Origin of the sequence: Pseudomonas fungipugnans, assembly GCF_029955235.1 — a bacterium.
Lineage (GTDB): Bacteria > Pseudomonadota > Gammaproteobacteria > Pseudomonadales > Pseudomonadaceae > Aquipseudomonas > Aquipseudomonas fungipugnans.
In genome coordinates this window covers 1085471-1111280 of sequence record NZ_JARBWL010000001.1, presented here as the reverse complement: position 1 = coordinate 1111280, position 25810 = coordinate 1085471, and the positions used below count along the sequence as shown (strand labels likewise).

The 25810-nt window shown below is 61.5% G+C and carries 21 protein-coding genes; 6 read left to right on the top strand and 15 right to left on the bottom strand.

Features of this window, described 5'->3' with window-relative positions:
- Nucleotides 1-13: 13 nt before the first annotated feature.
- The 3 genes from POF45_RS04385 to POF45_RS04375 all read right to left on the bottom strand — a co-directional run bounded on the left by POF45_RS04385 (nt 14) and on the right by POF45_RS04375 (nt 3165).
- Nucleotides 14-1129 (bottom strand): Gfo/Idh/MocA family protein, encoded by a 1116-nt coding sequence (locus POF45_RS04385; protein WP_282315180.1) that lies wholly within the window; start codon nt 1127-1129, stop codon nt 14-16.
- Nucleotides 1130-1293: 164 nt separating this feature from the next.
- The gene (locus tag POF45_RS04380) at nt 1294-2061 is read right to left on the bottom strand and encodes an SDR family oxidoreductase (protein ID WP_282315179.1); all 768 of its coding nucleotides are present in this window, start codon (nt 2059-2061) and stop codon (nt 1294-1296) included.
- Between the two features lie 36 nt (nt 2062-2097).
- A complete protein-coding gene (locus POF45_RS04375; RefSeq protein WP_259494728.1) occupies nt 2098-3165 on the bottom strand; it encodes a phosphotransferase family protein in 1068 nt (355 codons plus the stop codon).
- A 181-nt stretch (nt 3166-3346) separates the two neighbouring features.
- On the opposite strand from POF45_RS04375, the gene POF45_RS04370 reads away from it, so the two are divergent.
- Nucleotides 3347-3742 carry a DUF4280 domain-containing protein gene (locus POF45_RS04370; protein ID WP_259494726.1) on the top strand — a complete coding sequence of 132 codons (396 nt, stop codon included), beginning with the start codon at nt 3347-3349 and terminating at the stop codon, nt 3740-3742.
- A gap of 68 nt (nt 3743-3810) precedes the next feature.
- Here the strand turns inward: POF45_RS04370 and POF45_RS04365 are convergent, their stop codons facing one another.
- From POF45_RS04365 to tssB, 12 genes are all read right to left on the bottom strand, one after another.
- Nucleotides 3811-4353, bottom strand: coding sequence for a toxin-antitoxin system YwqK family antitoxin (locus tag POF45_RS04365; RefSeq protein ID WP_282315178.1), 543 nt, complete (start codon nt 4351-4353; stop codon nt 3811-3813).
- 13 nt (nt 4354-4366) lie between these two features.
- Complete coding sequence (locus POF45_RS04360) at nt 4367-6376, bottom strand: type VI secretion system Vgr family protein (protein ID WP_282315177.1); 2010 nt, start codon at nt 6374-6376, stop codon at nt 4367-4369.
- A gap of 34 nt (nt 6377-6410) precedes the next feature.
- The gene (locus POF45_RS04355; protein ID WP_282315176.1) at nt 6411-7079 is read right to left on the bottom strand and encodes an endonuclease/exonuclease/phosphatase family protein; all 669 of its coding nucleotides are present in this window, start codon (nt 7077-7079) and stop codon (nt 6411-6413) included.
- Nucleotides 7080-7130: 51 nt separating this feature from the next.
- A complete protein-coding gene (locus tag POF45_RS04350) occupies nt 7131-8066 on the bottom strand; it encodes a hypothetical protein (RefSeq protein ID WP_259494721.1) in 936 nt (311 codons plus the stop codon).
- Between the two features lie 44 nt (nt 8067-8110).
- Nucleotides 8111-8860 carry a hypothetical protein gene (locus POF45_RS04345; protein WP_259494720.1) on the bottom strand — a complete coding sequence of 250 codons (750 nt, stop codon included), beginning with the start codon at nt 8858-8860 and terminating at the stop codon, nt 8111-8113.
- 23 nt (nt 8861-8883) lie between these two features.
- Nucleotides 8884-11427 carry a type VI secretion system ATPase TssH gene (gene tssH, locus POF45_RS04340; protein ID WP_282315175.1) on the bottom strand — a complete coding sequence of 848 codons (2544 nt, stop codon included), beginning with the start codon at nt 11425-11427 and terminating at the stop codon, nt 8884-8886.
- A gap of 2 nt (nt 11428-11429) precedes the next feature.
- Nucleotides 11430-12455, bottom strand: coding sequence for a type VI secretion system baseplate subunit TssG (tssG, locus tag POF45_RS04335; RefSeq protein WP_259494718.1), 1026 nt, complete (start codon nt 12453-12455; stop codon nt 11430-11432).
- Nucleotides 12419-14212: a type VI secretion system baseplate subunit TssF gene (gene tssF, locus POF45_RS04330; protein WP_282315174.1), complete on the bottom strand. Its 1794-nt coding sequence runs from the start codon at nt 14210-14212 to the stop codon at nt 12419-12421. Before tssF ends, tssG begins: the two co-directional genes overlap by 37 nt.
- Entirely contained in the window at nt 14196-14639 is a 444-nt protein-coding gene (gene tssE, locus POF45_RS04325) for a type VI secretion system baseplate subunit TssE (RefSeq protein ID WP_259494715.1), read from the bottom strand. The genes tssF and tssE overlap by 17 nt, the downstream gene beginning before the upstream one ends.
- A gap of 15 nt (nt 14640-14654) precedes the next feature.
- Nucleotides 14655-15152, bottom strand: a complete 498-nt coding sequence (locus POF45_RS04320; RefSeq protein ID WP_259494713.1) for an Hcp family type VI secretion system effector — start codon at nt 15150-15152, stop codon at nt 14655-14657.
- A 748-nt stretch (nt 15153-15900) separates the two neighbouring features.
- Nucleotides 15901-17382, bottom strand: coding sequence for a type VI secretion system contractile sheath large subunit (gene tssC / locus POF45_RS04315; RefSeq protein WP_259494712.1), 1482 nt, complete (start codon nt 17380-17382; stop codon nt 15901-15903).
- 28 nt (nt 17383-17410) lie between these two features.
- A complete protein-coding gene (gene tssB / locus POF45_RS04310; RefSeq protein WP_282315173.1) occupies nt 17411-17977 on the bottom strand; it encodes a type VI secretion system contractile sheath small subunit in 567 nt (188 codons plus the stop codon).
- A 227-nt stretch (nt 17978-18204) separates the two neighbouring features.
- On the opposite strand from tssB, the gene POF45_RS04305 reads away from it, so the two are divergent.
- From POF45_RS04305 to tssA, 5 genes are read left to right on the top strand one after another with little or no spacing between them, the layout of a single operon-like run.
- Entirely contained in the window at nt 18205-18651 is a 447-nt protein-coding gene (locus POF45_RS04305; protein WP_409077890.1) for a type VI secretion protein, read from the top strand.
- A 56-nt stretch (nt 18652-18707) separates the two neighbouring features.
- Entirely contained in the window at nt 18708-20039 is a 1332-nt protein-coding gene (gene tssK, locus POF45_RS04300) for a type VI secretion system baseplate subunit TssK (RefSeq protein ID WP_282315172.1), read from the top strand.
- A gap of 18 nt (nt 20040-20057) precedes the next feature.
- Complete coding sequence (locus POF45_RS04295) at nt 20058-20825, top strand: DotU family type IV/VI secretion system protein (protein WP_259494707.1); 768 nt, start codon at nt 20058-20060, stop codon at nt 20823-20825.
- On the top strand, nt 20822-24640 hold the full coding sequence (locus tag POF45_RS04290) for a type VI secretion system protein (RefSeq protein ID WP_282315171.1): 3819 nt from the start codon (nt 20822-20824) through the stop codon (nt 24638-24640). The genes POF45_RS04295 and POF45_RS04290 overlap by 4 nt, the downstream gene beginning before the upstream one ends.
- A complete protein-coding gene (gene tssA / locus POF45_RS04285; protein WP_282315170.1) occupies nt 24637-25719 on the top strand; it encodes a type VI secretion system protein TssA in 1083 nt (360 codons plus the stop codon). Before POF45_RS04290 ends, tssA begins: the two co-directional genes overlap by 4 nt.
- Nucleotides 25720-25810: the final 91 nt, after the last annotated feature.

Genomic DNA, 25810 nt, shown 5'->3' with positions numbered 1-25810 from the left:
GGACGGCTGAATCTCAGACGTCCTCGACCCTGACCCAGCGCGATTCGCTGGCGGCCAGGCGAATGGCCGTGGCCAGCCGTTCAACCTGCCACGCCTGTTCGAAGTCGGTGCCGCCGTGGCTGGCCCCGACCAGTGCCTGTATCAGGTCATGCACTTCAAGGGTCTTGAGTTCGTTGTAACCCAGTTGGTGCCCCGGCGCCGGACTGAACGCCGCGTAACCCGGCAGGTTCGGACCGGCCAGCAGGCGCTGAAAGCCGTCCTGCCCGACGCGGAACAGCTGCAGCTCATTCAAGCGCTCCTGATCGAAGTGCAGCGTGCCTTGGGTGCCGCTGATCTCGAAGCTCAGGTGGTTCTTGTAGCCGTGTTTCAGCCAACTGCTGCTGAACGTGCCGCGCGCGCCGTTGCTGAATCGCAGCAGGGCGTGAACTTGATCATCCACCACAATGCGCCGCTGTTCCTGGCTGCCGGCAGTGGCGGGGCGCTGACTGTGCACGGTCTGGGTGTCGGCACACACCGCCTCGACATCGCCCACCAGATAACGGGCCATGGCCAGCAGATGACTGCCCAGATCTGCCAGTGCTCCACCGGCATACCCGGCGTCGCAACGCCACGACCAGGGTGAGGCGGCATCGGCCATGAAGTCCTCGCTGAACTCGCCCTGAAAGCTGATGATCTCGCCCAGTTCACCGTTGGTAATCAGGTCACGGGCCAGGCCGATGATCGGGTTGTGTTGATAGTTGTAACCCACCCGCGTCACCACACCGGCCGCTTTGGCGGCCAGGCGCATGGCGTTGGCCTGTTCAAGGTTCACCGCCAGCGGCTTCTCGCAATACACCGGTTTGCCAGCGGCGAGGGCGGCCATGGCCATGGGGTAGTGCAGGTGATTGGGGGTGGTGATGGCGATCAGATTGACCTTGGGATCGTCGATCAACTGCTGCCAGTCACTGTGGGCGGTTTCAAAACCCCAGGCATCGGCGCAACGCCGGGCGCGCTGTGGGTCGGCGTCAGCCAGGGCGGCGAGCTTGAGGGTCAGGGGCAGTTCGAAGACCGCGCTGACATTACCAAACGCCAGGGCGTGGGCACGGCCCATGAAGCCTGTGCCGATGAGTCCGATACCGAGTTCGCGCATAGCCGGGATCCTTTTGGATTTTTATTTTCAGGAGGGCTATTTATGGAATATAAATTCTCTAATTGCAATTGGTGGAATAAATATTCTTTGCAGGCGCAAATCTCGCACACGACGCGAAAACAAGTGTGGGAGCGAGATTGCACCTCACTGATCGACAGCGTTGATCAGGACAGGAAGCCGCCATCCACGTTGAGAGAAACCCCAGTCGTATAACTCGACGCATCGCTCGCCAGGTACAGCACCGCCCCCGCCATCTCACTCGGATCGGCCACGCGCTTGAGGGGAATCTGCGCCAACGCCGTCTTCAGGATCGCATCGTTCTTCACCAGCGCCGAAGCAAACTTGGTGTCGGTCAAACCCGGCAGCAACGCATTGCAGCGAATGCCGAACTGCGCGCACTCCTTGGCGAAGACCTTGGTCATGTTGATCACCGCCGCCTTGGTCACCGAGTAGATGCCCTGGAAAATCCCCGGCGAAATACCGTTGATCGACGCCACGTTGATGATGCTGCCGCCACCGTTGTCGCGCATCAGCTTGCCGGCTTCCACCGACATGAAGAAATAGCCGCGGATGTTGACGTCGACGGTTTTCTGGAAGGCGCCGAGGTCGGTGTCCAGCACGTTGCAGAATTGCGGGTTGGTCGCGGCGTTGTTGACCAGAATGTCCAGGCGCCCGAACTGTTCGCGGATGCCGGCGAACACCTGGGTGATCTGCTCCATCTCGCCAATGTGGCAGGCCACCGCTGTGGCTTTGCCGCCGGCGGCAATGATCGCGTCGGCGACGTGTTGGCAGCCTTCGAGTTTGCGGCTGGAGACGATCACATGCGCGCCTTGCTGGGCCAGCAGTTTGGCGATGGCCTCACCGATGCCACGGCTGGCGCCGGAGACGAAAGCGATCTTGCCGTCGAGGTCGAACAACTGAGTCTTGGACATGGTTTTTCCTTGTGATGGTGCCGATCAGCGCTGCGATCAGAGGCTGGATTTCTGGATGACTTGCAGGCTCATGTGCTCCAGCAGTTTGTTCATGTGAATGAACTGCGCGAAGCGTTTGTCCTGGGTCTGGCCATGGAAGAAGCGGTAGTAGATCTGCTGCACGATGCCCGCCAGACGGAACAGGCCGTACGCGTAGTAGAAGTCGAAATTGTCGATCTGGAGCCCGGCGCGTTCAGCGTAGTAGTCGACGAATTCGCGACGGGTCAGCATGCCCGGCGCATGGCTCGGCTGGCGGCGCATCAGTTGCACCGGCGCCGGGTCGCCGGCCTCGATCCAGTAGGCGAGGGTGTTGCCCAGGTCCATCAGCGGATCGCCCAGGGTGGTCAGTTCCCAGTCGAGCACGCCGATGATGTGCATCGGGTTGTTCGGGTCGAGGATCACGTTGTCGAAGCGGTAATCGTTGTGGACGATGCTGGAGGTCGGGTGGTCGGCGGGCATCTTGTCGTTGAGCCAGGCCTTGACCGCTTCCCACTGCGGCGCGTCCGGGGTCAGGGCCTTCTCGTAGCGATCGCTCCAGCCTTTGATCTGCCGCGCCACATAGCCTTCGGGCTTGCCCAGATCGGCCAGGCCACAGGCCTTGTAGTCGACCTGGTGCAGCTCGACGAAACGGTCGATGAAGCTCTTGCACAGCGCCTCGGTCCGGGTGGCATCCAGGCCCAGTTCCGGTGGCAGTTCGGAGCGCAGGATGATGCCCTTGACCCGCTCCATGACATAGAACTCGGCACCGATCACCGACTCGTCGGTGCAGTGCACGTAGGCCTTGGGGCAGTACGCAAAGCCGTCCTTGAGCTGGTTGAGAATACGAAACTCGCGGCCCATGTCGTGAGCCGACTTGGCCTTGTGCCCGAACGGCGGGCGCCGCAGGACGAATTCCTGTTCCGGGTATTCCACCAGGTAGGTCAGGTTCGACGCACCGCCCGGAAACTGGCTGATCGTGGGCAGGCCGCTCAGGCCCGCAATGTGTGCCTTGAGGTATGGATCGATCAGGCTGGCATCAAGTTCTTCGCCGCTGCGAACACCGGTGGACTGGTCAGTAAGCGCCATGCTTATCCCTTCTGCTTATTTTGGAGGCCAGACATCATTGGCTAATCTAATGGGGCACCGCAGGCGTCACAAGGGTGACGCGGTCTTATAGGTTAGCGTGTTGCCGGATAATCAGCGTTCCGAATGTGCAAGAACCGGGCGCGCAGGCTAGTGTTGAAAGGATTCGCAAAGGAGATTGCAAATGGGCTGTCCGCAAGTCTGTGCCACTGCCACCCTGCAATGCAGCTTCGGCGCTGCGCCCGGCGTGCTCAACGTGCTGCCGGTGAACCGCACGCTGACAGGAGGCATGCCGGCGGCGAATATCATGGACCACATCCCGCTGGTGAATGTGATGCCGTTCGGGGTGTGCATGAGCATGGCCAACCCGATGGTCGCCGCCGCGACGGCCGCAGCCCTCGGGGTGCTGACGCCCATGCCGTGCATTCCGGCCACCGCCGCGCCCTGGATCCCCGGCGGTGCACCCACCGTGCTGCTGGGCGGCATGCCGGCGCTGGATGCCAACAGCACGCTGATGTGCAACTGGGCCGGAGTGATCAAGATCGCGATGCCGGGGCAGATGCAGATGCTTATTCCCTGAAAAGTGCAATTGTGCAAACACCCCCCCTGTGGGAGCGAGCTCGCTCCCACAGGGGAATTTCATATGCCTTAGCCCTGAGCCGGATCAGCCCAACGCCGATACCACCAGCGCACCCGCGAAATCGGTTTGCCGTCGGCATCCAGTGGTCGGCCATCGCTGGCAAATCCCTGTTCCGGTTCTACCAACTGTCCATTGAGGTAGCGCGCATCGACTGCCGGCTTACCGTTCGGATGAAAGCGCTGATAACGCCCCTCACGCACCCCGTCACGATAAAACTCGGCCTCGGCCAGTTGCCCGTCGGGGAAATAATTGTTCGCCTCGCCATGCAGCAGTCCGCGCCGGTACGTGGCCTTGCGCTGCAACCAGCCCTCGGGGGCAAAGAAACTGGCGACGCCCTGCAACTTGTCGCGCACATAAGGCAACTGCGCCGAGACTTTGCCGTTGGGGTGGTACATCAGGCTGGTGCCTTGCAGTTCGCCGTGGCTGTAACTGAGCTTCGCCTGGGGCCGTCCGGCTTCCTGAACATGCAGCGGGCCATCCAGTTGCTCATCAACCAGTTGCCCCTGCATGCGACTGTCGCCGCGCTCCACATCCACATTGCGCGATGCCATCCTCGTCATCTCCTCAGTTGACCTTCACCAGCCCGCCCTTGATGGTCAGCATGCCGCCGCCATCCACGGTCTGCTCGGCGCCGCCCTTGTTCATCAGGCTGACCCCGGCATCGTTGGTCAGGGTGGTGCCGGCCTTGTTGGTCAGCGATGTACCGGCCTGATTGGTCAGTGCCGTGCCGGCCTTCTGCGTGATGGAGGTGCCGGCCTGTGCGGCGAGATCGGCGCCGCTCTTGATCGTGAAGCTGTCACCGCTTTGCAGGGTCAGCGTGCCGGACACCTTGATCGTCAGATTGCCCTCCACTGTCAGGCTGTAATTGCCCGTGACCTTGTGCTCGTAATTGCCGCCGGTGCTGTGGGTCTGATCGGCGCCGACTTTCACGGTGCGAGTGTCCTTCACATCCAGACTGTCGCTGCCGGTCTGGATGGTCACGCTGCGTTTGCCTTTCTCCAGCGTCACCGTTTCATCGCCTTCCTTCACCGTGCGGGTGCGGGCGTTCTGCACCGTCAGGATCTCGTCGTGGCCAACAGTGGCGGTGGTGTCATTGAGTACGTTGATCTTGAAGTCCTTCTGCGCCTGCACAAACACCTCTTCGGCGTCTTTCTTGTCCTCGAAGCGCAACTCGTTGAACCCGCCACCGCCCTTGGACGACTGGGTCTTGATCCCGGACTGCGTCTGATTCGCCGGCAGCGCATAGGGCAAGGCGTTGTCGCCGTTGTAGACGCACCCGGTGACCAGCGGCCGATCCGGGTCGCCATCAATGAACGTCACGATCACTTCCTGGCCGATGCGCGGCACAAACTGCATGCCAAAACCCTTGCCACTCCAGGGCAACACCACCCGTACCCAGCAGGAGCTGGTTTCGTCATTCTTGCCGTCGCGATCCCACGGGAACTGCAACTTGATCCGCCCGTATTCATCGGTCCAGATGTCTTCCCCGGACTTGCCCACCACCATCGCCGTCTGCGTGTGCATCAGCGGTTTGCGGGTGATGCGCGCCGGTCGATACGGCGTGGCTTTCGGGATCGCCTCGAAGCGATTGCGATAGTCCTCGTGACTGGCTTCATGGGTCACGGACGTCACCACCCAGTCGATATTCAGACTTGCATCATCATGCCCGGCGAGGGTGAACCAGTGCCCCGGCACCAGCCAGCGGCAATCGCTTTCGCCGACAAAACGCTTCTGCTGACTGCGCAACCCGTCAACCCGCTGCTTGGTCAGGGCATCGCCGCGAGCCTTGACGTTGTAACCGCCCGGATGTTCATACATCGACAACGGGCCAGCCACTGCCTCGGCCTGGCCGTACAACGAGGTGGTCGGTGTGGTGAACGCGTAATCCGTCGCCCGATACACCCCGGCTACGGCCTGCATGCACACCTGCCCGGCACGAATGCCGTGCAGCTCGCGCTCGCCGATTTTCTGGCCGAGGTAGCTCACTGTCGGCCCATTGGGGATCTGCACGAAGGCGTCGTTGCTGTCTCCCAGCACCAGTGTGTGTTTGCCCGCTTCGTGGGTGAAAAACCAGAAAATCCCTTCCTCTTCCAAAAGCCGCGAAACGAAGGCGAAATCGGTTTCGCCGTATTGAACGCAGTATTCCCTTGGGGTGTAGCTACCACTCAGGGACAGTTTGAAGTCGGTGAAACCGTGGGCCTTGAAAATCGTGGTGACGATGTCCGAGGTGGCGAGGTTCTGGAACACCCGGTTGTTGCTGGCCAGGGTCAGCCACCAGAGCCATGGTCTTAAAACCAGCTGATAACGCTCGGCGGTGGCGTCGGCGGGGAGCTGGCGAATTTCGGCGACCAACGCATCGAAGGGGCGCAGCAGGGCGTCGTTGTGCAGGGTGGTGGTGACGTGGGTGGCGACGGCCGTGGTTAGCGTGAGGGAAGTGCCATCGTTGAGGCCGTTGAGGGTCTGGCTGCCCAGGGCGTTGAGCGATTCGTCGCCGGACAGCGACTCAGGGTAGAGCGCCGACAGCGAGGTGGCGGTGAGGGAGAGCGTGGTGTTGCTGTCGGTACTGCGAGGCATCGGAAGTCCTTGAATGGCAGCGCAAGATTGGCAATTAACCGGTAACGTCAAAAAGAATAGGACGGTGGTCGGGGCCGGACATATCGAAAATGTGCCCAAGTCCGGTAATGTCGACAACGTTGACGGTCACGTCTGCCGAGGCCAGCACCCAATCGAGAATCCCGCCTTTGCTTTGGGTCTGCTGACCGCCCCAACATTGATAGGCCAGGCCCGCCGTATCGAGCAGGCCGACGTTCTCGTATTCCAGATTCAGGTCACCGGTAGCGACCCATTTGCCGCCCAGGGCCGTGCAGGATTTGAGCTGGCTTCGGGTCAGGCCGCTCTGCCCGGATTTGAAATGCGCGAGGAAAACATAGCCGCAATACCCCTTCACACCGTTCGCCTCCACGGCAATCAGATCCCTGTTCAAACCGAAGAGGCTGCCCTGACTGCACACTTGAAGGGCTTCAAAACTCTTGACCAGGACAATGTAGGCATTTGAATAACCGCCGTCGAATGCATGCACGGTGTAGTGCTTGTAGATGTCAGCCAGGTTGGACCTGTAGTTATCAATCTGGGCCGAATGGATCTCGCACAGGAAAACGATGTCAGCATCCCAGGCGTCGCTGGTGCAGCAATTGTTAATAAAGAAATCGACTTGAGTCTGCTTGTCGAGTGTTGAAGACTTGCCGTTCTTTTCGACATTGAAGCTGCCGATTCTCATGAGTCAACGCTCCTTTTTCAGTCGTCATGGCGCCAGGCTGTCTGCCGTCGATTACCAGGCGTCGTCGTCGGCATGAGCGGCGACATCCAGACAATTACTGTTGGCGCCCCCGTTGAAAAGCGTCTGAACATACAGGCCAAACCCCGCTTCTCCCACATTGGAGGGGCGATTTCCCGCACCATCGGCGACGCCTCGGGTGTCGTCTGCCGGGAGATCAATCCGTACCTCGAACGCTTTGAACATCCAGGGTTGGAAACGGCTGATCCAGGCGGCACAAAACGCACAGGTGCGTTTCAAACCTCCGATCCGGACCCTGCCGGTTGTTCTCGGCATCAGGTTTTGCGTGTGCGCGTAGGCCAGCATTCGCAACAGCTTGAGCTCGGCATGGACCGTCGTGCTGTCGTCCAGCAGGTTGATGGTATGGATGCCGTTGAAATTCGTCGCGTAATGGAACGCGGTGGCGGCGGGCCGGTTCAACCCGGCCAGCGCTGGCGCCCCGGTAAATTTCTTGAGGAACCAGGCCAGGGTTCGTTGTGGGCCTGCCGGTAATACCGCGGTGGTGACCAGGCCTCTTGCCTGGGCGATCTCGACCAGTGACAAGGGCGCAATATGACCCAGGCTTTCAGCGGCATAGTTCAGGGTGATGTCTTCCTGGCCACTGAATGCACCGTGATAGGACCTGCCTGTCACGGCCGTTCGGGTCACGTACGGTGTCGATAACAACCAATGGCTGTACCTCAGGCAGTCAATGAACGTGGTTTGATTGGAAACGCCAAATGCCCGGAAAAAATCGGCAATCGATGCGTGCTCCCCGTGATTGCCGGCGACGTACAGCGACTCGCGAAACAGCATGCACTGCACTTCTTCAATGGCTGGGCCCGCGCCACCGGCGCCCAGGTCGGCGCCCCAATTACGCAAGCAGGCCGCCCGGGCGATAATCGTCGAAAAAACGCTCAGGTCTTTGGCGGTGTAGTCCTGCATGGGCATGGTGGGGCACCTTCTTTCAGGGCTGACCTATTGGCGCCTGGTGTTCAATAGACTCCCAAGGGCAGGTCCGGCTGGCTGTTGAACGTAATATTGCCGTTATACATGCGCACCACGAGTTGGCCGCCCATATCATTGGTGACATCACCCAGCGCGGCCAGATTGAAGCCGGCCAGTTGTGGTGAGGGCTGGCCCCAGTTTTCGAGATGACTCTGATACGTCGACAGTTTGAAATCCGTAACGGAATGCCTGAAGTGACGTACTTTCCCAAGCAGCAATTGCGGCGGCGATACCTGCCAGTTGTGATCGTGGTGATAGATTTGACCCACCTGATGCGGGTTCTGGAAATCGGCGTCGATCAACATGACCGACAAACTCATGTCGTGACCCAGGCAATGTTTTACAACGTCATCGGGGCATTGTTGGTTGGCGGCTTCCAGCGCGCCTTTCTCGCCATTGATATGGCTTCCCGTACTGATAAAAATCAGGTGCCTGGGGCGAGGGTGAGCCTGAAGATGATTCAGCCGTATGGTTAAAAGCAGCAGCACCTCGTCATCGATTTGTGGCACAAATTGCGGTCTGTGGATCAACTGATAGTTGCCTTCATTTTGCAATGCTTCAGTTGCACCGATGGGACGGCTATTGCTCGCAGCAAGGAGTATCGGTTGCACAGGAGCAGCGGGGTCCAGGCCATAAGCTGCCAATATCAGTGGCATTGCCGCTGCGCGGGTTGAATGGTCGGGCAATTCAATCACTGTGGTGCCATGACCGCCATTAAGCTTTACGAGTATTTGCATGGTCTGTTTATCCTTTTTTGTGGCTACTCCAACACCCACTCCGCCAACTTTCCCGTCACTTGCGTCATCAACACATTCTCGACATCCCGTGCGCCAGCCGCACTGCACTTGGCCAGCACCGCCTGCACAATTCCGGCATCGAACTCGAACTGTTTGCCCGTTGCCGCTTTATACCGCCCACGCAGTTTCTCCAGCTTCGCGAGCACTATCGCTTCCAGCGTCACCTCATCCAGCGGCCGATACGGCACCACCGTCATCCGTGCCAGAAACGCCGGCCTGAATGCTTGCAACAGCACTTTGTGCAGCGCTTCGTTAAAGCCATCCGAGCCGAGTTGCGCGACCGGTGTATCCAGCAACAACTCAGCCCCGACATTGCTGGTGGCCAGCATCACGGTGTTCTTGAAGTCGACCACCAACCCGGTGCCATCCTCCATCACGCCCTTGTCGAACACGTTGTAAAACGCTTCCAGTACATCCGGATGGGCCTTTTCGATTTCATCCAGCAACACCACCGAATACGGTTTACGCCGCACGGCTTCGGTCAGCACGCCGCCACTTCCGTATCCGACATAACCGGGCGGGGCGCCTTTGAGTTGGCTGACGGTGTGGGCTTCCTGGTATTCCGAAAGGTTGATGCTGATCAGGTTGCGTTCGCCGCCGTACAGGGCGTCGGCCAGCGCGTAAGCGGTTTCGGTTTTGCCGACGCCCGTGGGGCCGACCAACAGGAATACGCCGACTGGTTTTTGCGGGTCGGTGAGGCCGGCACGATAGGCCTGCAAGCGTTGGGCGATGGTGCCCAGCGCAATGCTTTGGCCCATGACCCGCAGGCCCATGCGCTGGCCCAGGGTACGCACGGCGTGGGCTTCGTCGGCGAGCATTTTGCCCACCGGGATGCCGGTCCAGCCGGCGATGACCGCGGCGACGGTCTTGGTATCGACCTGTTCCGGTACCAGTGGGTCGTCCTGGCGAATGGCGTCGAGTCCGGCTTCCAGGCGCAGCAGTTCGGCAGCCAGGTGGTCGATGCGGTTATCGGTGTCTTCATCGGATTTGTCGCTGTCGGCTCGCTCACTCAGGGCCAGCAACTGGCGGCGGGTGTCGAGCAGTTCACGCACGGCCACCCGTTCTTCGCTCCAGCGTGTTTCCAGCTCGCGGATGGCTTGCACATTGGTCGCGGATTCGTTTTCCAGCAGGGTGATGCGTTCGCGATGATCGAGCCCCGTGGCCTGTTCCCGGCGCAGACGTTCGACTTCATCCTTGAGGCTGTTCTGGCGGTGGCGCAGGCTTTCCAGCGGCGGCGGCACATCGTGCTGCCCGAGGGCGACCCGGGCGCATGCGGTGTCGAGCACGCTGATGGCCTTGTCTGGCAACTGGCGGCCGGAAATGTAGCGATGGGACAGTTTCACGGCTTCATGAATCGCCGCATCGAGCACTTGCACGCCGTGGTGTTGCTCCAGTTTTGCAGCGACGCCGCGCAGCATCTCGACGGCGGTGATTTCGTCGGGCTCTTCGACCTGCACCAACTGGAAGCGCCGGGCCAGGGCCGGGTCTTTCTCGAAGTATTTTTTGTACTCCATCCAGGTTGTCGCGGCCAGGGTGCGCAACTCACCACGGGCCAGCGCCGGTTTCAGCAGGTTGGCCGCATCGCTGCCACCTTCCACACCCCCCGCGCCGATCAGGGTGTGGGCTTCGTCGATGAACAGGATGATGGGTTTTTCCGCATTGCGAACGGCGTCGATCACACCTTTGAGGCGCTGTTCGAATTCACCTTTGACCCCGGCGCCCGCCTGCAATAATCCAAGATCCAATACCCGCAGGCTGACCTCCTGCAACGACGGCGGCACGTCGCCGGCGGCGATCCGCAGGGCCAGGCCTTCGACCACGGCGGTTTTGCCGACACCGGGTGCGCCCACCAGAATCGGGTTGTTCTGCCGACGCCGCAGCAGAATGTCGATGCACTGCCGAATCTCGCCATCGCGGCCAACGATTGGATCGATACGTCCGGCATGGGCGTCGGCGGTCAGATCCTGAGTGTACTGATCGAGTACCGAATCCTGCTTCGGTGGCGGATTTCCAGGCACCGAAGAACGCACGCCTGCAACGTGTTCACGAGAACTTTCAGTCCACTCCAGCAGGTTGGTACGCAGCGCTTCCCGAGGAATGCGCAACAGCGAAGACGCGCTGTTGAGCAGCAGACTGCGGCGCTCGTCGCGATCGATCAGCGCCAGCAACAGCAAACCGGAACGGATGCTGTCGATGCCCAGCACACTGGCCTGGACCACCGCATCTTCCAGCAGGCCAAGGGTGTGCGAGGAGAGCGCCGGGGTGCGGGTGCTGCCGGCTTTGAACAGGTCCAGTGCCTTGTTGATTTCCGCCGTCAGCGCATCACGTTCCAGACCGAAACGTGGCAACAGAAAGGCAAAGTCGCCGCCCTCGATGTCCAGCAATTCCAGCAGCAGGTGTTCGATTTCGACGTAATGGTGCCCCCGTTGCAGGCAACGTTGCGCGGCCCGTTCGAGGGCGCGGCGGTTGTCCGGATTGAGGCGTCCGATCAGGCTGGCCAGTTCCATGTTCAGGTGATCTCCAACTGACGAAGGCGAGTTTCGATCCGTTGTACGTTGAGGCTGGCTTGCCGTTGCAGGCCACCGTTCCAGTTGAGCAGGGGCGGGGCGGCGCGACCGAGTTGCATCGGGCTGGCACCGCGCACCAGCAGCACTAGCGTGCAGTCGAGGTCGGGGCCGAAATACAAGGCGCTGAGGCTGGCCAGCGCCGAATGGGCTTCGCCGTCCGGCAGGAAACGCGCGGCTTGCGCCGCGCTCAACGGGCCGAGGGTCAACCGAAAACCCGCGTGTTCATCCCAGACCCGGGTGCCGGCCACGGCGCTGCGACCCAATTGCAGGTTGCGCCCGCCCGGTTGCAGGCGACTGCGGCTGGCGGGCGGAATCTCGCGCCAGGCACCTTCGTAGGCGCTGAGTTCAACCGGTAGCTCGAACTGTTCGCGAACCACGGCGGCGAAACCGGCCAGGGAGCGACGACCATCGGCAAACAGCGCGGTACACGCCAGTACGGCGGCATCGGCGATGGACTGACGTTGCTGCAAGGCCTTGGGCAGCAGGCCGGTCAATGCCCGAAGTTGCTTCTGTACCGCGGACGCTGCGGGCACGGTGAAGCCGATGGCGATCCGGTGTTTGCGCATCACTTTGTACAGCAGGCTGAGCAGCCGGTGCTGGAACATATCGAGAAATTCGGCCGGTGCGTAATCCTTGGCTCGCGCCCGCTGTTGCAGCCATTCCTGATAGGCGTAGGGCAGGGGACCGTCGGGGCCGCCGAGGCCGAATACCGGGGTGGTGAGGGTCGGTTGCCGGCCTGGCTCCTGGATCAGGCTTTCGATTTCGCTGGCGGCGAACAGCGGCGTCAACGGCCCGCGCAACCGCAGCGCTTCGGCTTGCGGCGAGGTGCCGCTGCCCAGGGCTTCGGCTTGCGGGTGTTCGCGTTCCAGCAACAGCAACGCCTGCAACAACTCGAACGCCTGCGGGTCGCGACGCAGCCGTTGGCTCAGGTTCAGAGGGTCAGCGGCATGCCGGCTTGGGGTTGCCATGTTTTCACCTCCTTGTCTGACTGGACCAGTACCGTGCGCACGAAGCGATTGGCGGTGGCATAGAGGGAAAAGAACTGCGCCAGCACCGCCGAGAACAACACCGCGCTGTTGCCGACAAAATGCTCGGTGTCCAGAGCCAGGCGTACTTCCAGTCCATTGCGCCAACCACGCCAGGCGTCATCGCCGACGTGCGCAATCACCCGCTCGCAACCGAGGCTGAGCAAGCCTTCGATCTGTCGCAGCGCGCTGGCTTCGTCACGCAGGTTGTGCAGTTGCAGGATCTCCCTGAGGGCAGCCAGTGCCTGCGGGCCTTCCACCAGCGACAAATGATTGAGGGTCAGTTGCGACACCAGCCGCCAGCGCGATTCGCCGTCCAGGCGCGGCAGGCTCTGGTGGCTCGGCGGGTTGCGCAGGCGTGCCCAGGCCACCGGTCCTGGCCGTTCGAAACTCAGCGGCGTACCCGCGGGCAGGCTCTGCGCCAGATGCCGGTTGGTGCACAGCAGCTCGGCGGTGATGCTGTAATCAGGTGTATCGGCCAGTTGATCGAGCCGGGTGTCGACCACGCTGACCATCAGGTCGGTGCCAAGCCGATTGGGGGTCATGCCGCTGACCCGTCGCGCATGCCAGTAGTGTTGCGCGTCGCCGCCCCCGTGCTGGTTGCCATAGTAGGGCGGCATCTGCTGCACGCCTTCGCTGGAGGTGGCGCGCATGCCGCGAATGCTGTGGATCTCCACGCTGTTCTCGCGGTGACTGTCGGCCACCAGGCGATATTCGCTGTGGGTGCCGTCCGGGCGCAGCGGCTCGGAGGTGCGTGGGAACAGGTTGATCGCTGGCGCGCAGCCCAGGGCGATATCGCTGGCCTGAAGGTGTATGCGCCTGACGGTGGGGCGGTCGAACACGATGTACAGAAACAGTGTCTGACTGTCGCTGGTGACGCCAGCCAGGGGAATGTCGAAGAAGTTGAATTTGTCGGCAAAGGCAAAGTACTCGGCCAGCAGGCGCATGCCCGGATGCACGCCGTCTTCGTCGGGCAGCAGTACTTCGTCGCGGCTGAAGCCGACGATCTGCGGCAGGCCGTCCAGCGCAACCGGCACGGTGCCCGCCGGCCCCGCCAGGACTTTCACGGCGTGGGCGCCCAGCAGGTCATACAGGCTGGCGTTGGTGACTGGCGAGGCGGCGAGGTGGATGCGTAGTTGCTTGATGCCCAGCGTCGACCACTGGTTTTCACCCAGGCAGCGCAAACTCAGGCGCAACGCAGAACGTGCCTGGATTTCACCGGTCAGTGCCTGGGCTTCATCGCCTCCCAACAGCAGCGCTTCGTCAATCTGCACCGGCCACAGGCGTACGGCAGCGCTGGTGCGAAAATGGATGCTCTCGCCCTTGGCGGTGGTGACGAACAGTGGCGTGTCCCGAGGCAGCGGATAGCCGCCGGCCAGGTTGCCCTTGGTCGGGTCGGGCTCGAACTGCACGATGGCGCATGACGGCAGCGGGCGCATGGCCAAGGGGTAAAGTTGTTCCAGCAGGGCGTCGCTGAATTCGGCGTAGTCGTCATCGAGGCGTCGTTGCAGGCGTGCGGCCAATAGCGCAAAGCCTTCAAGCAAGCGTTCGACGTGCGGGTCCGGGCATTCGCCGGGAGACAGTTCCAGGCGTCTCGCGACCTTGGGATAACGTTCGGCGAAAATGCTCCCGGCGTGGCGTAGCCAGGTCAGTTCCCGTTGGTAATAGTCGAGCAGTTGCGGGTCAATCGAGTCGCTCATGTCGCACCTCAAGGCCATCGCTGGCCCGCTCGATGACAAACGCCACGGGCCAGTGATGCTGGCCGCTGCGCAGTTCACCGACCAGGCGAATACTCAATTGCTGCGGCTTGCCCTGGACTGGCTCGACGTGAACCTCGCCCAGCTTCAGGCGCGGCTCGAAATGATTGATGGCCTCGCGCACATCCCGGGCCAACTGACGACGGTCATCGCTGCGCTGCTGTTGCAGGGCGGTCCAGTCAGCGATGCCGTAGTCGAGAATGCTCGGTGGCGAGGTCAGGGTGCGTGGACCGCGTCGGGTGTTGAACAGGCGCAGCAATTCGGTGTGCACCGAGTCGAGCAAGCCTTGGCGATCGAACACCAGCGCGGCGTCGATATCGCCCGAGGCAAGCCGCTCGAACAGCGGCGCACGCATGCCGGTGTCTGCCATGGCCGACGCGCCGGCTTACTTGCTGGCCTTGTTGGCGGCCATGTCCCAGACCGTGCCGGCCGTGCCTTCCTTGGTGCCGTCGTCTTTCTGGGCAGTGAGTTCCCATTTGATCTTGGTGAAGTTCAGGGAGATGGTTTCCACCGGTTTGCCCCCCGTGCCGCCACTGACGCTGACATTGGACAACACCACATTGGTGAGGGTGTAGATGATGAAAGGCATCAGTTGGCCGCTGCCTTCGGCGGCGTTACGGCCGATGGTGATCTTGGCTTCCGGGATCGGTTTGCCAGCGCAGCAGTAGCCGTTGAGGCTCGGCGTGGAGCTGTCGACGAACTTGGTCAGGGTGAACTCGCCGACGTGCGGCTTGCCGGACGTGCGTTCCGAGTTGCTGACGTCGTTGGTGACCTGCATCGCGACGTTGTGGCTGTAAGACATGATTTCGATCTTGTCCTTGTAGCCCTCGAGCAGGCTGTCGCCTTTGATGTCGCCGCCGAGGTCGAGAATGATTGCATCCATCGCTTGGAACTCCTGAAGGTTATCGCTATAGGCACGTGGGTGAATGCCCAATGCCAATCAATTAAGCCGAACACTGAACCAGATAAGCCAAACACCGAGCCTGTGGAACTGAATACTGAATCTGAGAGCAGGACACTGAATCTGATAAGCCAAACACCGAGCCTGTGGAACTGAATATTGAATCTGAGAGCAGGACACTGAACCTGAGAGCAGAACACTGCATCTGAGAGCAGGACACTGAATCTGAGAGCAGAACACTGAATCTGAGAGCAGGACACTGAACCTGAGGGCAGGGCACTGAACCTGAGAGCAGGACACTGAATCTGAGAGCAGAACACTGAATCTGAGAGCAGGACACTGAACCTGAGGGCAGGGCACTGAACCTGAGAGCAGGACACTGCATCTGAGAGCAGGACACTGCATCTGAGAGCAGAACACTGAACCTGAGGGCAGGGCACTGAACCTGTGGCGAGGGAGCTTGCTCCCGCTGGACTGCGTAGCAGGCCCCTTTGTTGGGGCCGCTTCGCGCCCCAGCGGGAGCAAGCTCCCTCGCCACAGGTTTCAGTAGAACCACAGTTTTCAGTAGAGCCACAGGTTTCAGTAGAGCCACAGGTTTCAGTAGAGCCACAGGTTTCAGCAGAGCCACAGTTTTCAGTAGAACCACAGGTTTCAGCAGAGCCACAGGTTTCAGTAGAGCCACAGTTTTCAGTAGAGCCACAGGTCTCAGTGAGGCCACAAGTTTCAGCCGTCAGGCGGCAACCGGTGGTGGCAGTTCGGCAACCAGGCGGATCGAGGCGGTCAGTTCTTCGAGCTGGAAGTGCGGCCGCAGGAATACCGTGGCGCGGTAGGCGCCGGGTTTGCCGGCGATCTCGGTCACGTCCACCCGCGCTTCACGCAGTGGGTATTGGGCCTTGATCTCTTGCGGCGCGTTGTCGTTGATCAGCACGTAGTCGGCGATCCAGTTGTTGAGGTAGGTCTGCACGTTGTCGCGGGTCATGAAACTGCCGACCTTGTCGCGCATGATCACCTTCAGGTAATGGGCGAAACGCGAGGCCGCGAGCACGTATGGCAACATCGCCGAAATCCGTGCGTTGGCGTTGGCCTCGTTGGTGTTGTAGGTCCTGGACTTGTTGGTGGTCTGGCCGCCGAAGAACACTGCCACGTCGCTGTTTTTCTTGTGGCACAGGGCGATGAAGCCGAGGTCGTTGAGCTCTTTTTCCCGGCGGTCGGTGATCGCCACTTCGGTCGGGCACTTGAGCGACAGGTCGCCGGAGCTGGTACGGAACGTGTGGGCCGGCAGGCCTTCTACGGCACCCCCGCCTTCGGCCCCGCGAATCGCCGCGCACCAGCCGTATTTGGCGAACGCCTCGGTGATGCGTTGCGACAAGGCCCAGGCCGCGTTGCCCCACAGGTATTTGCTGTGGTCGGTGCCATTGACGTCTTCGACGTAAGTGATGCCTTCCACCGGCGAGGTGTCCGGGCCGTAGGGCAGGCGCAGCAGGAAGTGCGGCAGCACCAGGGACACATAGCGCGAGTCTTCGCTTTCACGGAACGAGCGCCATTTGATCAGCTCCTGGCTCTCGAAGACTTTCGACAGATCACGCGGCACAGCCAGCTCAGTGAAGCTGGTCATGTCGAACAGCCGTGGGCTGGCGGCGGCAATGAACGGCGCGTGAGCAGCGGCGGCAACGTTCGACAGTTTTTCCAGCAGACCGATGTCCTGCGGGTTGCGGCCGAAGGTGTAGTCGCCCACCAGCAGGCTGAACGGGTGCCCGCCGAAAGTGCCGTACTCTTCTTCGTAGATCTTCTTGAACAGCGCGCTCTGGTCGAATTCGACGGCTTTTTCCAGGTCGTTCTGCAGCTCTTTCTGGGTCACGTTGAGCAGGCGCAATTTCAGCCGCGAACTGGTCTCGGTGTTTTGCACCAGCATGTGCAGGCCGCGCCACGAGGCTTCGAGCTTCTGCATCTCGGGATGGTGCAGCACTTCGTTGAGCTGGGCGCTGATCAGCGTGTCGATCTTGCTGATGCGGTCGTTGATCATCGCCACGGTGTCCTTGTCGATGGCCATGCTCTTGTCGAGAACCTGGGTGGCGAATTCGGCCAGCATGTCGCGGGCGTAATCCTGCTGGCTGTCGTCATGGGCCATGCGGCCTTCGGCGATGATGCGGTCGAGCAGGGACAGGGTTTCTGTAGTGCTTTCACTGGTTTTGGCGCTGGCTGAAGCGGGCATGGCGACGTCTCCCTGAGTGAATGAGTGATCAGGCTTGCGGTTCGGCCGGCGCTTCGCTGTCGCCTGCGGTGGCAGGGGCAGGGGCAGCAGGGGCGGCGGTTTCCGGACGGGCAGACTTGATCTCTTGCAGGCCTTCGGTGTTGGCGATCACGTCGCGCAACAGCTTGTCCAGATCATCGTTGCCGTCGAGTTTGGTCAGCAGGTCGCGCAGGCGCTGGCGGGCTTCGAACAGACGGCGCAACGGGGTGATTTGCTCGACCACTTTCACCGGGTCGAAGTCATCGATGTGCTTGAACTTGAGCTCGATGTTGAGCTTGCTGTCGTCGCCGGTGGTGAGCGTGTTGTTGACCTGCAAGACGGCGCGGGGGGCAATCGAGGCGAGCACTTCGTTGAAGTTGTCACGGTCGATTTCGGTGAAACGCCGTTCAGTCAGTTTTGGCAATGCCTGGATGGGCTTGCCGGACAGGTCGGCAAGAATGCCCACCACCAGTGGCAGCTCTTTTTTCTCGATGGCGTTGCCGATTTCGACGTCGTAGGTGATTTGCACGCGGGGCGGGCGAACCCGGTCGAGCTTGTGTTGAGTACTTTCTGCCATGTTGGCTGACTCCGATGCATGAGCGGGCGCAATGCATCGGGGAGGCCCGTTCATCGCTTTCCCTTGCTGGACCACAGGTTAGAAAGGGTGGCAGATGGACCTGTCGTTCCTTTGACAAACCTTCCTCATTCGGCGGGGGGCACCGAACTACCCAAGACGCTAGAACAGGTCTATAAAAAAGCAAGCGAAAACATTTTTGGACCGCCACGAGAAAAGGAAAATTCATTTTGTCTGCACGTTTTTTTGCGCTGGCCGTGTTTCTCTCACTTGGCGCGTGCTCGATGTTCGGGCCACGGGTCGACCTCGATAACGTGACCCTGGATGTCGCGCCGAAAGCCAACGACGACACACCGATTGCCGTGGACTTCATCGCCGTCAACGACCCGGACTTGCTCAAGCAGCTGTCCGGGATCACCGCTCGCCAGTGGTTCACCGGGCGCGAGCAGTATCAACGCGACTACCGCCAGCAGATGACGGTCTGGGGCCTGGAGCTGGTACCGGGTCAATTCATCGACAAACAGCCGTTCCCGTTGGGGGGCAAGCGGGCGGCTGGACTTTTGGTCTTCGCCAGCTATAACACACCCGGAGCACACCGTTTGCGCCTGGATGACCAGAGCAATGCATGGCTCAAGTTCGACAGTCGCGAGATGACGCTGGTCGACAGCTCGCACTGAGTACCGCGCACAAATGCCCTGTGGCGCGGCGAGATCATGACGTCGAAAGGAATCGTATGAGCCTGTTACCTGACGCGGTTTGCTGGCATGAGGGCATGCAGTTGTTGCCCCAGCATTTTCAGTTGCAAGGGCTGCGGGCAGAGGCGTTGGTCGCGCATTTCGCCCAGGCGTGCAATCCGTGGTTCTGGGGTATCAACCGTGTCGAATTCGATCCCTCGGCCTTGAGCGCCGGGCTGGTACGTTTGCTCAATCTGCAAGCGAGCATGCCCGACGGTTTGCCGCTGAACGTGCAGGCCGGTGTCGGTCCGACGCTGGAGCTGGACGTCAACGAAGCGGTGAATGCCACGGACGATGCCACCGTCACCGTGTACCTGGCGATCAGCCCGTTGTGGCGTGCCGGGCAGTTGCTGCCGCTCAAGGGTCGGCTGCAATCGGTGGTCGGTGATGCGCTGCCGGATCTGACCAGTGGCGAATACCCGGAATCGATCACGGTATGGCGCCCGAATCCGCGTTTATGCACGCAGTTGAACAAGGCAGATGCCATCTGTTTGCCGCTGCTGAAAATCCGCAAGGAGGGCGGCGGCTTTATCCAGTTGCCGTACACACCGCCGACGCCGATTGTATTGCCGGAATCGGTTTTGGGCCGGGAGGTGGCGCAGTTGTGCGCAAGGGCGCGGGAGAAATGCATGTTCCTCGCCGGCCGTTTGCGTCAGGCGCAGCAGGCCGGCAATCAGGATGACGCGCTGGAAATTCGTCGCCAGTTGACCGCGCTCTGGGCACGCCTGCCGGAGGTCGAAGGCACACTGAGCAGCCGTGTTGCGACACCACAAAATCTGTATGTCCAGCTGCTCGGCCTGGCGGGTGCCTGGTCGGCGCTCGACCCCCTGGCCGGTGTGCCACCGTTCGCGCCGCTGGACTTTCTGGAGTTGCAGCGCGGCTATGAAGCTGTGCTCGACTGGCTCGATTGCACCCTCGAATTGATCCGCGCCGGTTACCGTAGCCTGCCGTTCGCGCGCAACGAACAGAGCTTCTCGATTCAACTGCCCGATGATCAGCCGAGCCAGCGTCTGGTGATTGGTTTGCGCATGCCCAACGGTGCCGGCGAGCTGGCGGCCAGCGAATGGCTGCGAGGCGCGATCATCGCTTCGGCACCCCACGTCCCATTGCTCAGCCGCCAGCGCATGAGCGGTCTGGCGCATCAGGCCATGAGCCGCAACGAGCAGGTGGCCTACAGCGTCGGCGATGATACGCGCCTGTTCGTGGTGACGGCGGACGGCCAATGGTTCGACGGGCAGCTGCCGTTGCAGATTGTGGCACCGGCCTCGAAACCGGCCAGCAGTCCCTGGCAAGTGGTGTTGTTTGTGCCGCAGACAAGTGAACGGGTTTGATCACGCAAGGGGCGCTGTATGTCTGAAGGGAATGGCGGGTCGGGAACATTGGGCCTCAACGACGCACCGCTGAGCAGCGCCTTTCGCCAGGCCTGGCAACAATGGACCCAGGACTGGAATCAGTTGCCCAAGGACAGCGACGAAACGGTGTTGGTGGAGGCGGTGGTCGAGATGTCCACGCAGCAGTCCCAGCGCTTGTGGCGCACGGCATTTTCCAGGGTCGGCGACTCGGCGACCGAGCAGGTCAAGGCGCTGGTCTACGCCTTTGTCGCCTTGATCGACGAGACCCTGCTGTTCACCCCATGGCCGGGGCAATCGGCCTGGCAGGACAAACCGCTGGAGGCGCGCATGTACAGCAGCCGTCAGGCCGGCGAACGATTGCCGACGGCGATCAAGGAACTGCTCGAGGAGCAAGTGGCCAATACCCGCGATATCGCCAATGTCTATTTGCAGTGCCTTGTGCTGGGGTTTGAGGGACGTTTGCGCGGTGAGCACAGTCAGGTCCAGCACGAGAAATTGCGCCTGGCGCTGTACACCTTTGCCTGGCAGCACGAGCCCGACGAGGCACACGTGATGGCCTGTCTGGAACAGCCAGCGGTGTCGCCGCCTGTGCAATTGCCGGTGCGCCTGTCGTTGCCCGACGGCTTTCGTCTGGCGCTGGGCATTCTGGCCATGGTGTTGTTGCTCACAGGTCTTGGGCAACTGGCCTGGCGTGATATTCGACAGGAACTCGAACCGGTGCTGCAAATGACGGATTCGGTCAGCACCCCGGAGCAAGACTCATGAGTACGCTGGGGATGATCGGCCTGGTCGTGGTGCTGCTCCTGGTGCTGATTCTGATCGCCGTCGCGCTCTGGTGGTTGCGCACCCAGAGCGGCGCGGCGATTCGCAGTTTTTATGCCGCTGTGCGGCACATGGAGCAGGAGCAGGGTGCCCAGGATCGTTATCAGATTCCATGGCTGCTGATGCTCGGCGACGAGGTGCAGGGCACGCAACTGTGCATGCAGTGGCGCTTGCAGCCCACCGACAAACCGGCCTGGTTCGGACGCTGGTGGTCAGATTCAGAAGGCGCGGTACTGGTGGTGCCGCAAGCGCTGTTCTTGCCGGACGAAGGCATGAACCTGCAACGGGGCGGCTGGTGGCGGTTGCTGGGGTTGATCCTGCGCCTGCGCAGCAAACGGCCACTGGACGGTGTGGTGTGGACGGTGCCGGTCAGCAGCCTGGCCAATGTCGAACAGGCGACGACCCTGGGCCTGGCGGCCCGGCGCCGCTTCATCGACCTGCTGCAACGTTTCGGCCTGAGCCTGCCGGTGTACGTGGTCATTACCGGCATGGAAGAGCTGCCGGGCTTTCAGGAACTGATTACGGCCCTGCCCGAAGAGAGTCGCGAACGAGCGCTGGGCTGGTCCTCGCCGTACAGCCCGGATGCGGCCTGGCAGTCGCAATGGAGCGATGTGGCCTTGGACCAGGTGTACCGGGCGCTGTCGGAATCGATCATTGAAATCGGTACCTTGTCCGGTACGTTGAGCAGCGATCTGTATGCATTGCCACAGCGTCTGGAGGCGCTGCGGCGTACCTTGCAAACCCTGCTGGAGCCGGTGTTCCAGGGCAATGCCCAAGGGGAAGCACCGCGTTTTCGCGGGGTGTACTTCACCGCCAACCAGCCGGCGGAAGATGCCGTCGACGGTTTTTCCGCCGACGACAGCGGCGTGCAGCAGAGCGCGTTTGCCCGCCGGTTGTGGCAGCGTCGGGTGGTCGCCGAGCGCGGCCTGGCCCAGCCCGTGCCGCGTCTGTTGCGTCTGCGTCAGCGCTGGCAGCGGGTGACCGGTGGCGTGGCGGCGGTGCTCGGGGTGATCTGGGCAGTGTGCATGCTCTGGGTCTGGCAAGGCTCGGTCAAGGACGCCCGCGACCTGGCGCGGCTGCTGCAAGGCGCACAGAAAAGTTATGTCGCGGTCATCGACGACAGTCATCGTCAGGACCCGACCCGGCGTAACGTCCAGGGCTTCTGGCGGGTGCTGGAAAAGGCGCCGCGCTGGACCTTCACCTCACTGGCGTTTCCCACTTCATGGTTTTCTCCGCTGGACGTGCAACTGGAGAGTGAGCTGCGGCTGATTGCCAAGCGGCACATGGTGCAGCCGCTGCACGATCTGCTGGGCTCGGACCTTGTGGCGCTCAAGGCGATTCGCAATACCGAGCGACGCAATGCCGTGGAAAGCGACGACCCGGCCCAGTGGCAAAACTACGTCAAGTCGAAGGAGCTGGTGGATCGCGCCGTGCGCCTGGAACAGCAGAACCAGTGGTTCGGCCAGGCCCTGAACAACTCACGCACGCCGCTCGATGATCTGGTGCTGCTGAGCAATAACGCCTTGTCGCTGAACCTCAATGTCGGCACCTTGAGGCGCGCGGCGTTTTACAACCGGGTACTGCTCGACACTAACGACGACAGCTTGCAGGCCCTGGACCTGACGGTCGAACGTCCCGGCGTCCAGAGCAATTTCAGTGGGCTGATGGAGCGCTGGCTGGACCAGTACTTCCTTGCCGACAACTTCGTCAGTCAGGCCGGTTACCTGAAACTGCACCTGGAACGACTGGAAGCCGGCAGCGGCAATACCCTGACAGAGCTCGAAGACCTGCAAGCACTGATCAGTGATTTGCAGGGCCTGATCGGCCTGACCAATTCGGCCTGGAGCCGGGGCAAGGGCCAGGACCTGGTGCCCGGTTACCGCGACATGATGGACAAGGTGCGCCAGAGCCCGCTGCTCGGTCAGCAAGTCCAGCAACAGCTGGATGACCAGGCGGCGAAATTGCAGCAGAGCTTCCGTGATCAGTGGATCGCCAAGGCCGGGGCCAGGGGCAATCTGCTGGTGCTGCAAGGCAGCGGGCAGTTGGCGTTGCAGGATCAGGTCGTGCAGTTGAGCAACGCGGTCGACGCGCTGTTCAAGCGTGATTTTGTCGCCATCGCCTTGCGCGCCGACGACGCCGAATCGGGTAATTCCCAAGGGCAGGATGTCGACGGCGATGACCTCAATGGCGCGCTCAATTATTTCGCCAGTTACAAGAGCTACACCGCCGAAGAACTGCCGCGCATCCCGCCGGCGTATCGCGGCGCGCTGCTGCAAGCCGCCGAAGATGCGGTAGCGACGGCGATGTGGGAGAGCATCAAGGACCACAAGGAACAGACCCATGCTTATGGCGTATTCAACGTCCAGGCACCGCAAGCGATTGCCTTGCAGAAAGCCTTTGTCGAAGTGCGCCGCAGTGACCTGGCCACGCGTTTGCAAACCGTGCTGAACCGCCGTGCCCTGGCGGAAGTGGTCGGTGGCCTGAATGAAATTGTCGCTCAGCCGTTGTTCAGCGGTCGTACCGAAATCAGCCAGTGGGATGGCTCGAAAAACCTCGGCCTGCAACTGTTCGGCGCCAGTGACGTGCAGGACCTGAAACTCAGCCTCAAGCAGCAATTCAACACCATGCTCGGTATCACCGAGCGGCGCAGCTCGGCACTGGACTGGCTGCGTACCCAGCAGCAGAACCTGTCGGCGCTGGATTACGAACGGGTGACGCAATTCAACGCGCTCAACGACGAACTGCTCAAGTACAAGGACCAGAACCCGGCCAGTTCACCGGCGCAGATCGAGCAACTGGTCAGTCGCGATTTCATCGACATGGACACCAGCACCTGCGGCCAGATCCTGCAAACCGCCAGCCTCGGCAGCGGCCGTGGGACGCTGGCGTTGCGCGCGCTGGATTTGCAGCAAAGCGCCATGCGCCGTTGTCAGGTCCTGCAACAGCAGCAGGCGGCGACGGCCTGGAACGATGTGGCCAATTATTTCAATCAATACCTGGCCGGGCGTTTTCCGTTTGCCAGTGGCGTGCAGGCCAGCGACGCCGACCCGGCGCGGGTCGAGCATTTTCTGGAACTGATCGACAAACGACTGCCGGTGGCACAGGCCGGGTTGGCCCTCAGCCAGGCACCGAGCCGCATGGCGGCACAGGAGTTCCTCAATCGTCTGAAGCAGGCCAGCACCTGGCTCGGGCCGTTGTTTATCCGCGACAAGAGCGGCGTGCTGGGGGTCGAGATGGATGTGCGCTGGCGCACCGATCGTGATGAGGAGCGCGGCGCCGATCAGGTCATCGCCTGGGACTTGAACGCCGGCAATCAACAGATCAGTTATCCCGGCGAGCCGCAACCGAACCTGCGCTGGATGGTCGGCCAACCGATTCGCTTGACGTTGCGCTGGGCCAGAAACGGCTCCCAGCGTCCGGCCAACGATCCGTTGCAGCCGAACCTGGTGGTGCGCGATCTGGAAGCCGGTTGGGAATATGGCGGGCCGTGGTCGTTGCTGCGCTTCATGCGTGCGCAGTCCTCGGTACAGCGCCAGCCGAACGTGGATTACACCGACTTTCCACTGATCTTGCGCCTGCCGGTCACCGGGCAGACGCCGACTGCCGAGCAGACCCGGATGTTCATGCGCCTTTCGCTGATGAGCCAGGGCTCGAAACTGCCGCTGTCGATTCAACCGCTGCCCGCCGTGGCGCCGCCTTCACCGTTCATGGGCACGGGCACCACCGCGTCTATCGCCAATACTGAGGTGGGCCTGTGAATCAACCTTCAATCCCCATGCCGGAACTGATCGACCGGCTGCTGGCGCCCATCAGCGCTGAAGCACCCTGTGGTCAGGATCTGCGTTATGAACACGAATTCGATCAGGCCCGGGAGTTGCGCCGCGAAGACGATACCAGCCTGCCGACCGGTGTCTGGCAGTCGTCGATCAAGCGTGCGCAGTGGCCGCAGCTGGAGCAACTGACGACCAGCCTGCTGCTGGAACGCAGCAAGGACCTGATGCTCAGTGCCTGGCTGGGCGAAGCCTGGTTGCATCAGGACGGCCTTGAAGGCTTGCCCGGCAGCCTCGCGCTGGTCGCCGGGTTGTGCGAGCGCTATCCCGAACAACTGCACCCCCAGGCCGAAGACGGTGATCAGTCGTGGCGGGTGATACCGCTGGAATGGCTGGCCCGGCGCTACAGCGAAGTGCTGCTGACCCGGGTGCCGTTGCTGGACACGCGCAACGGTGAATTCGAGGGCGTATGTCTGGATACCTGGCGCCGGTTGCAGTTGCAGCAGGTGCTGGTCAATGACAGCAAAGTGGCAAAAACCTCGGCGGAAACCGCCCGCAGCGAACAGAAAAAACTCACTGAACAGATTCGCGCCACGCCGCTGTCTTTCTGGTTGCGCAACCAGGGCAGCCTGTTGCTGAGCCTGCAACATCTGCAGCGCCTGGATGCCTGGAGTGATGCTTATCTGGGCGATCAGGCGCCCGGGTTCAAGGCGTTGCAGAATGTCATCGAGGCGTTATTGACGCTGGTGGAGGAGTTTATTGCCATGCACCCACGACAGCCCAATCAGCCGCCGGTCGAGGTTCCATCGGTGCCAGTGTCCATTGCCGTGGAAGCGGCGGCGCCTGAGCCTCAGGTATTCCGTGAGCCGGCGAATCGTGAAGAGGCCTATCGGCAATTGTTGCTGATTGCCGAGTACCTGGCCCGTACCGAGCCACACAGCCCGGTGCCGTACTTGATCCGGCGCGGGGTGGAGTGGGGGAGCAAGCCGTTGAGTGAATTGCTGGGTGAATTGATTTCGGCGGATGCGGAATCGCGGCGGCTGTGGACGTTGCTTGGAGTTCTCTAGAACACTGCACACCTTGCGGGAGCGGGCTTGCCCGCGATGAAGGCGGCACATTCAGCATGGGTACCGACTGACACGCCGCCATCGCGGGCAA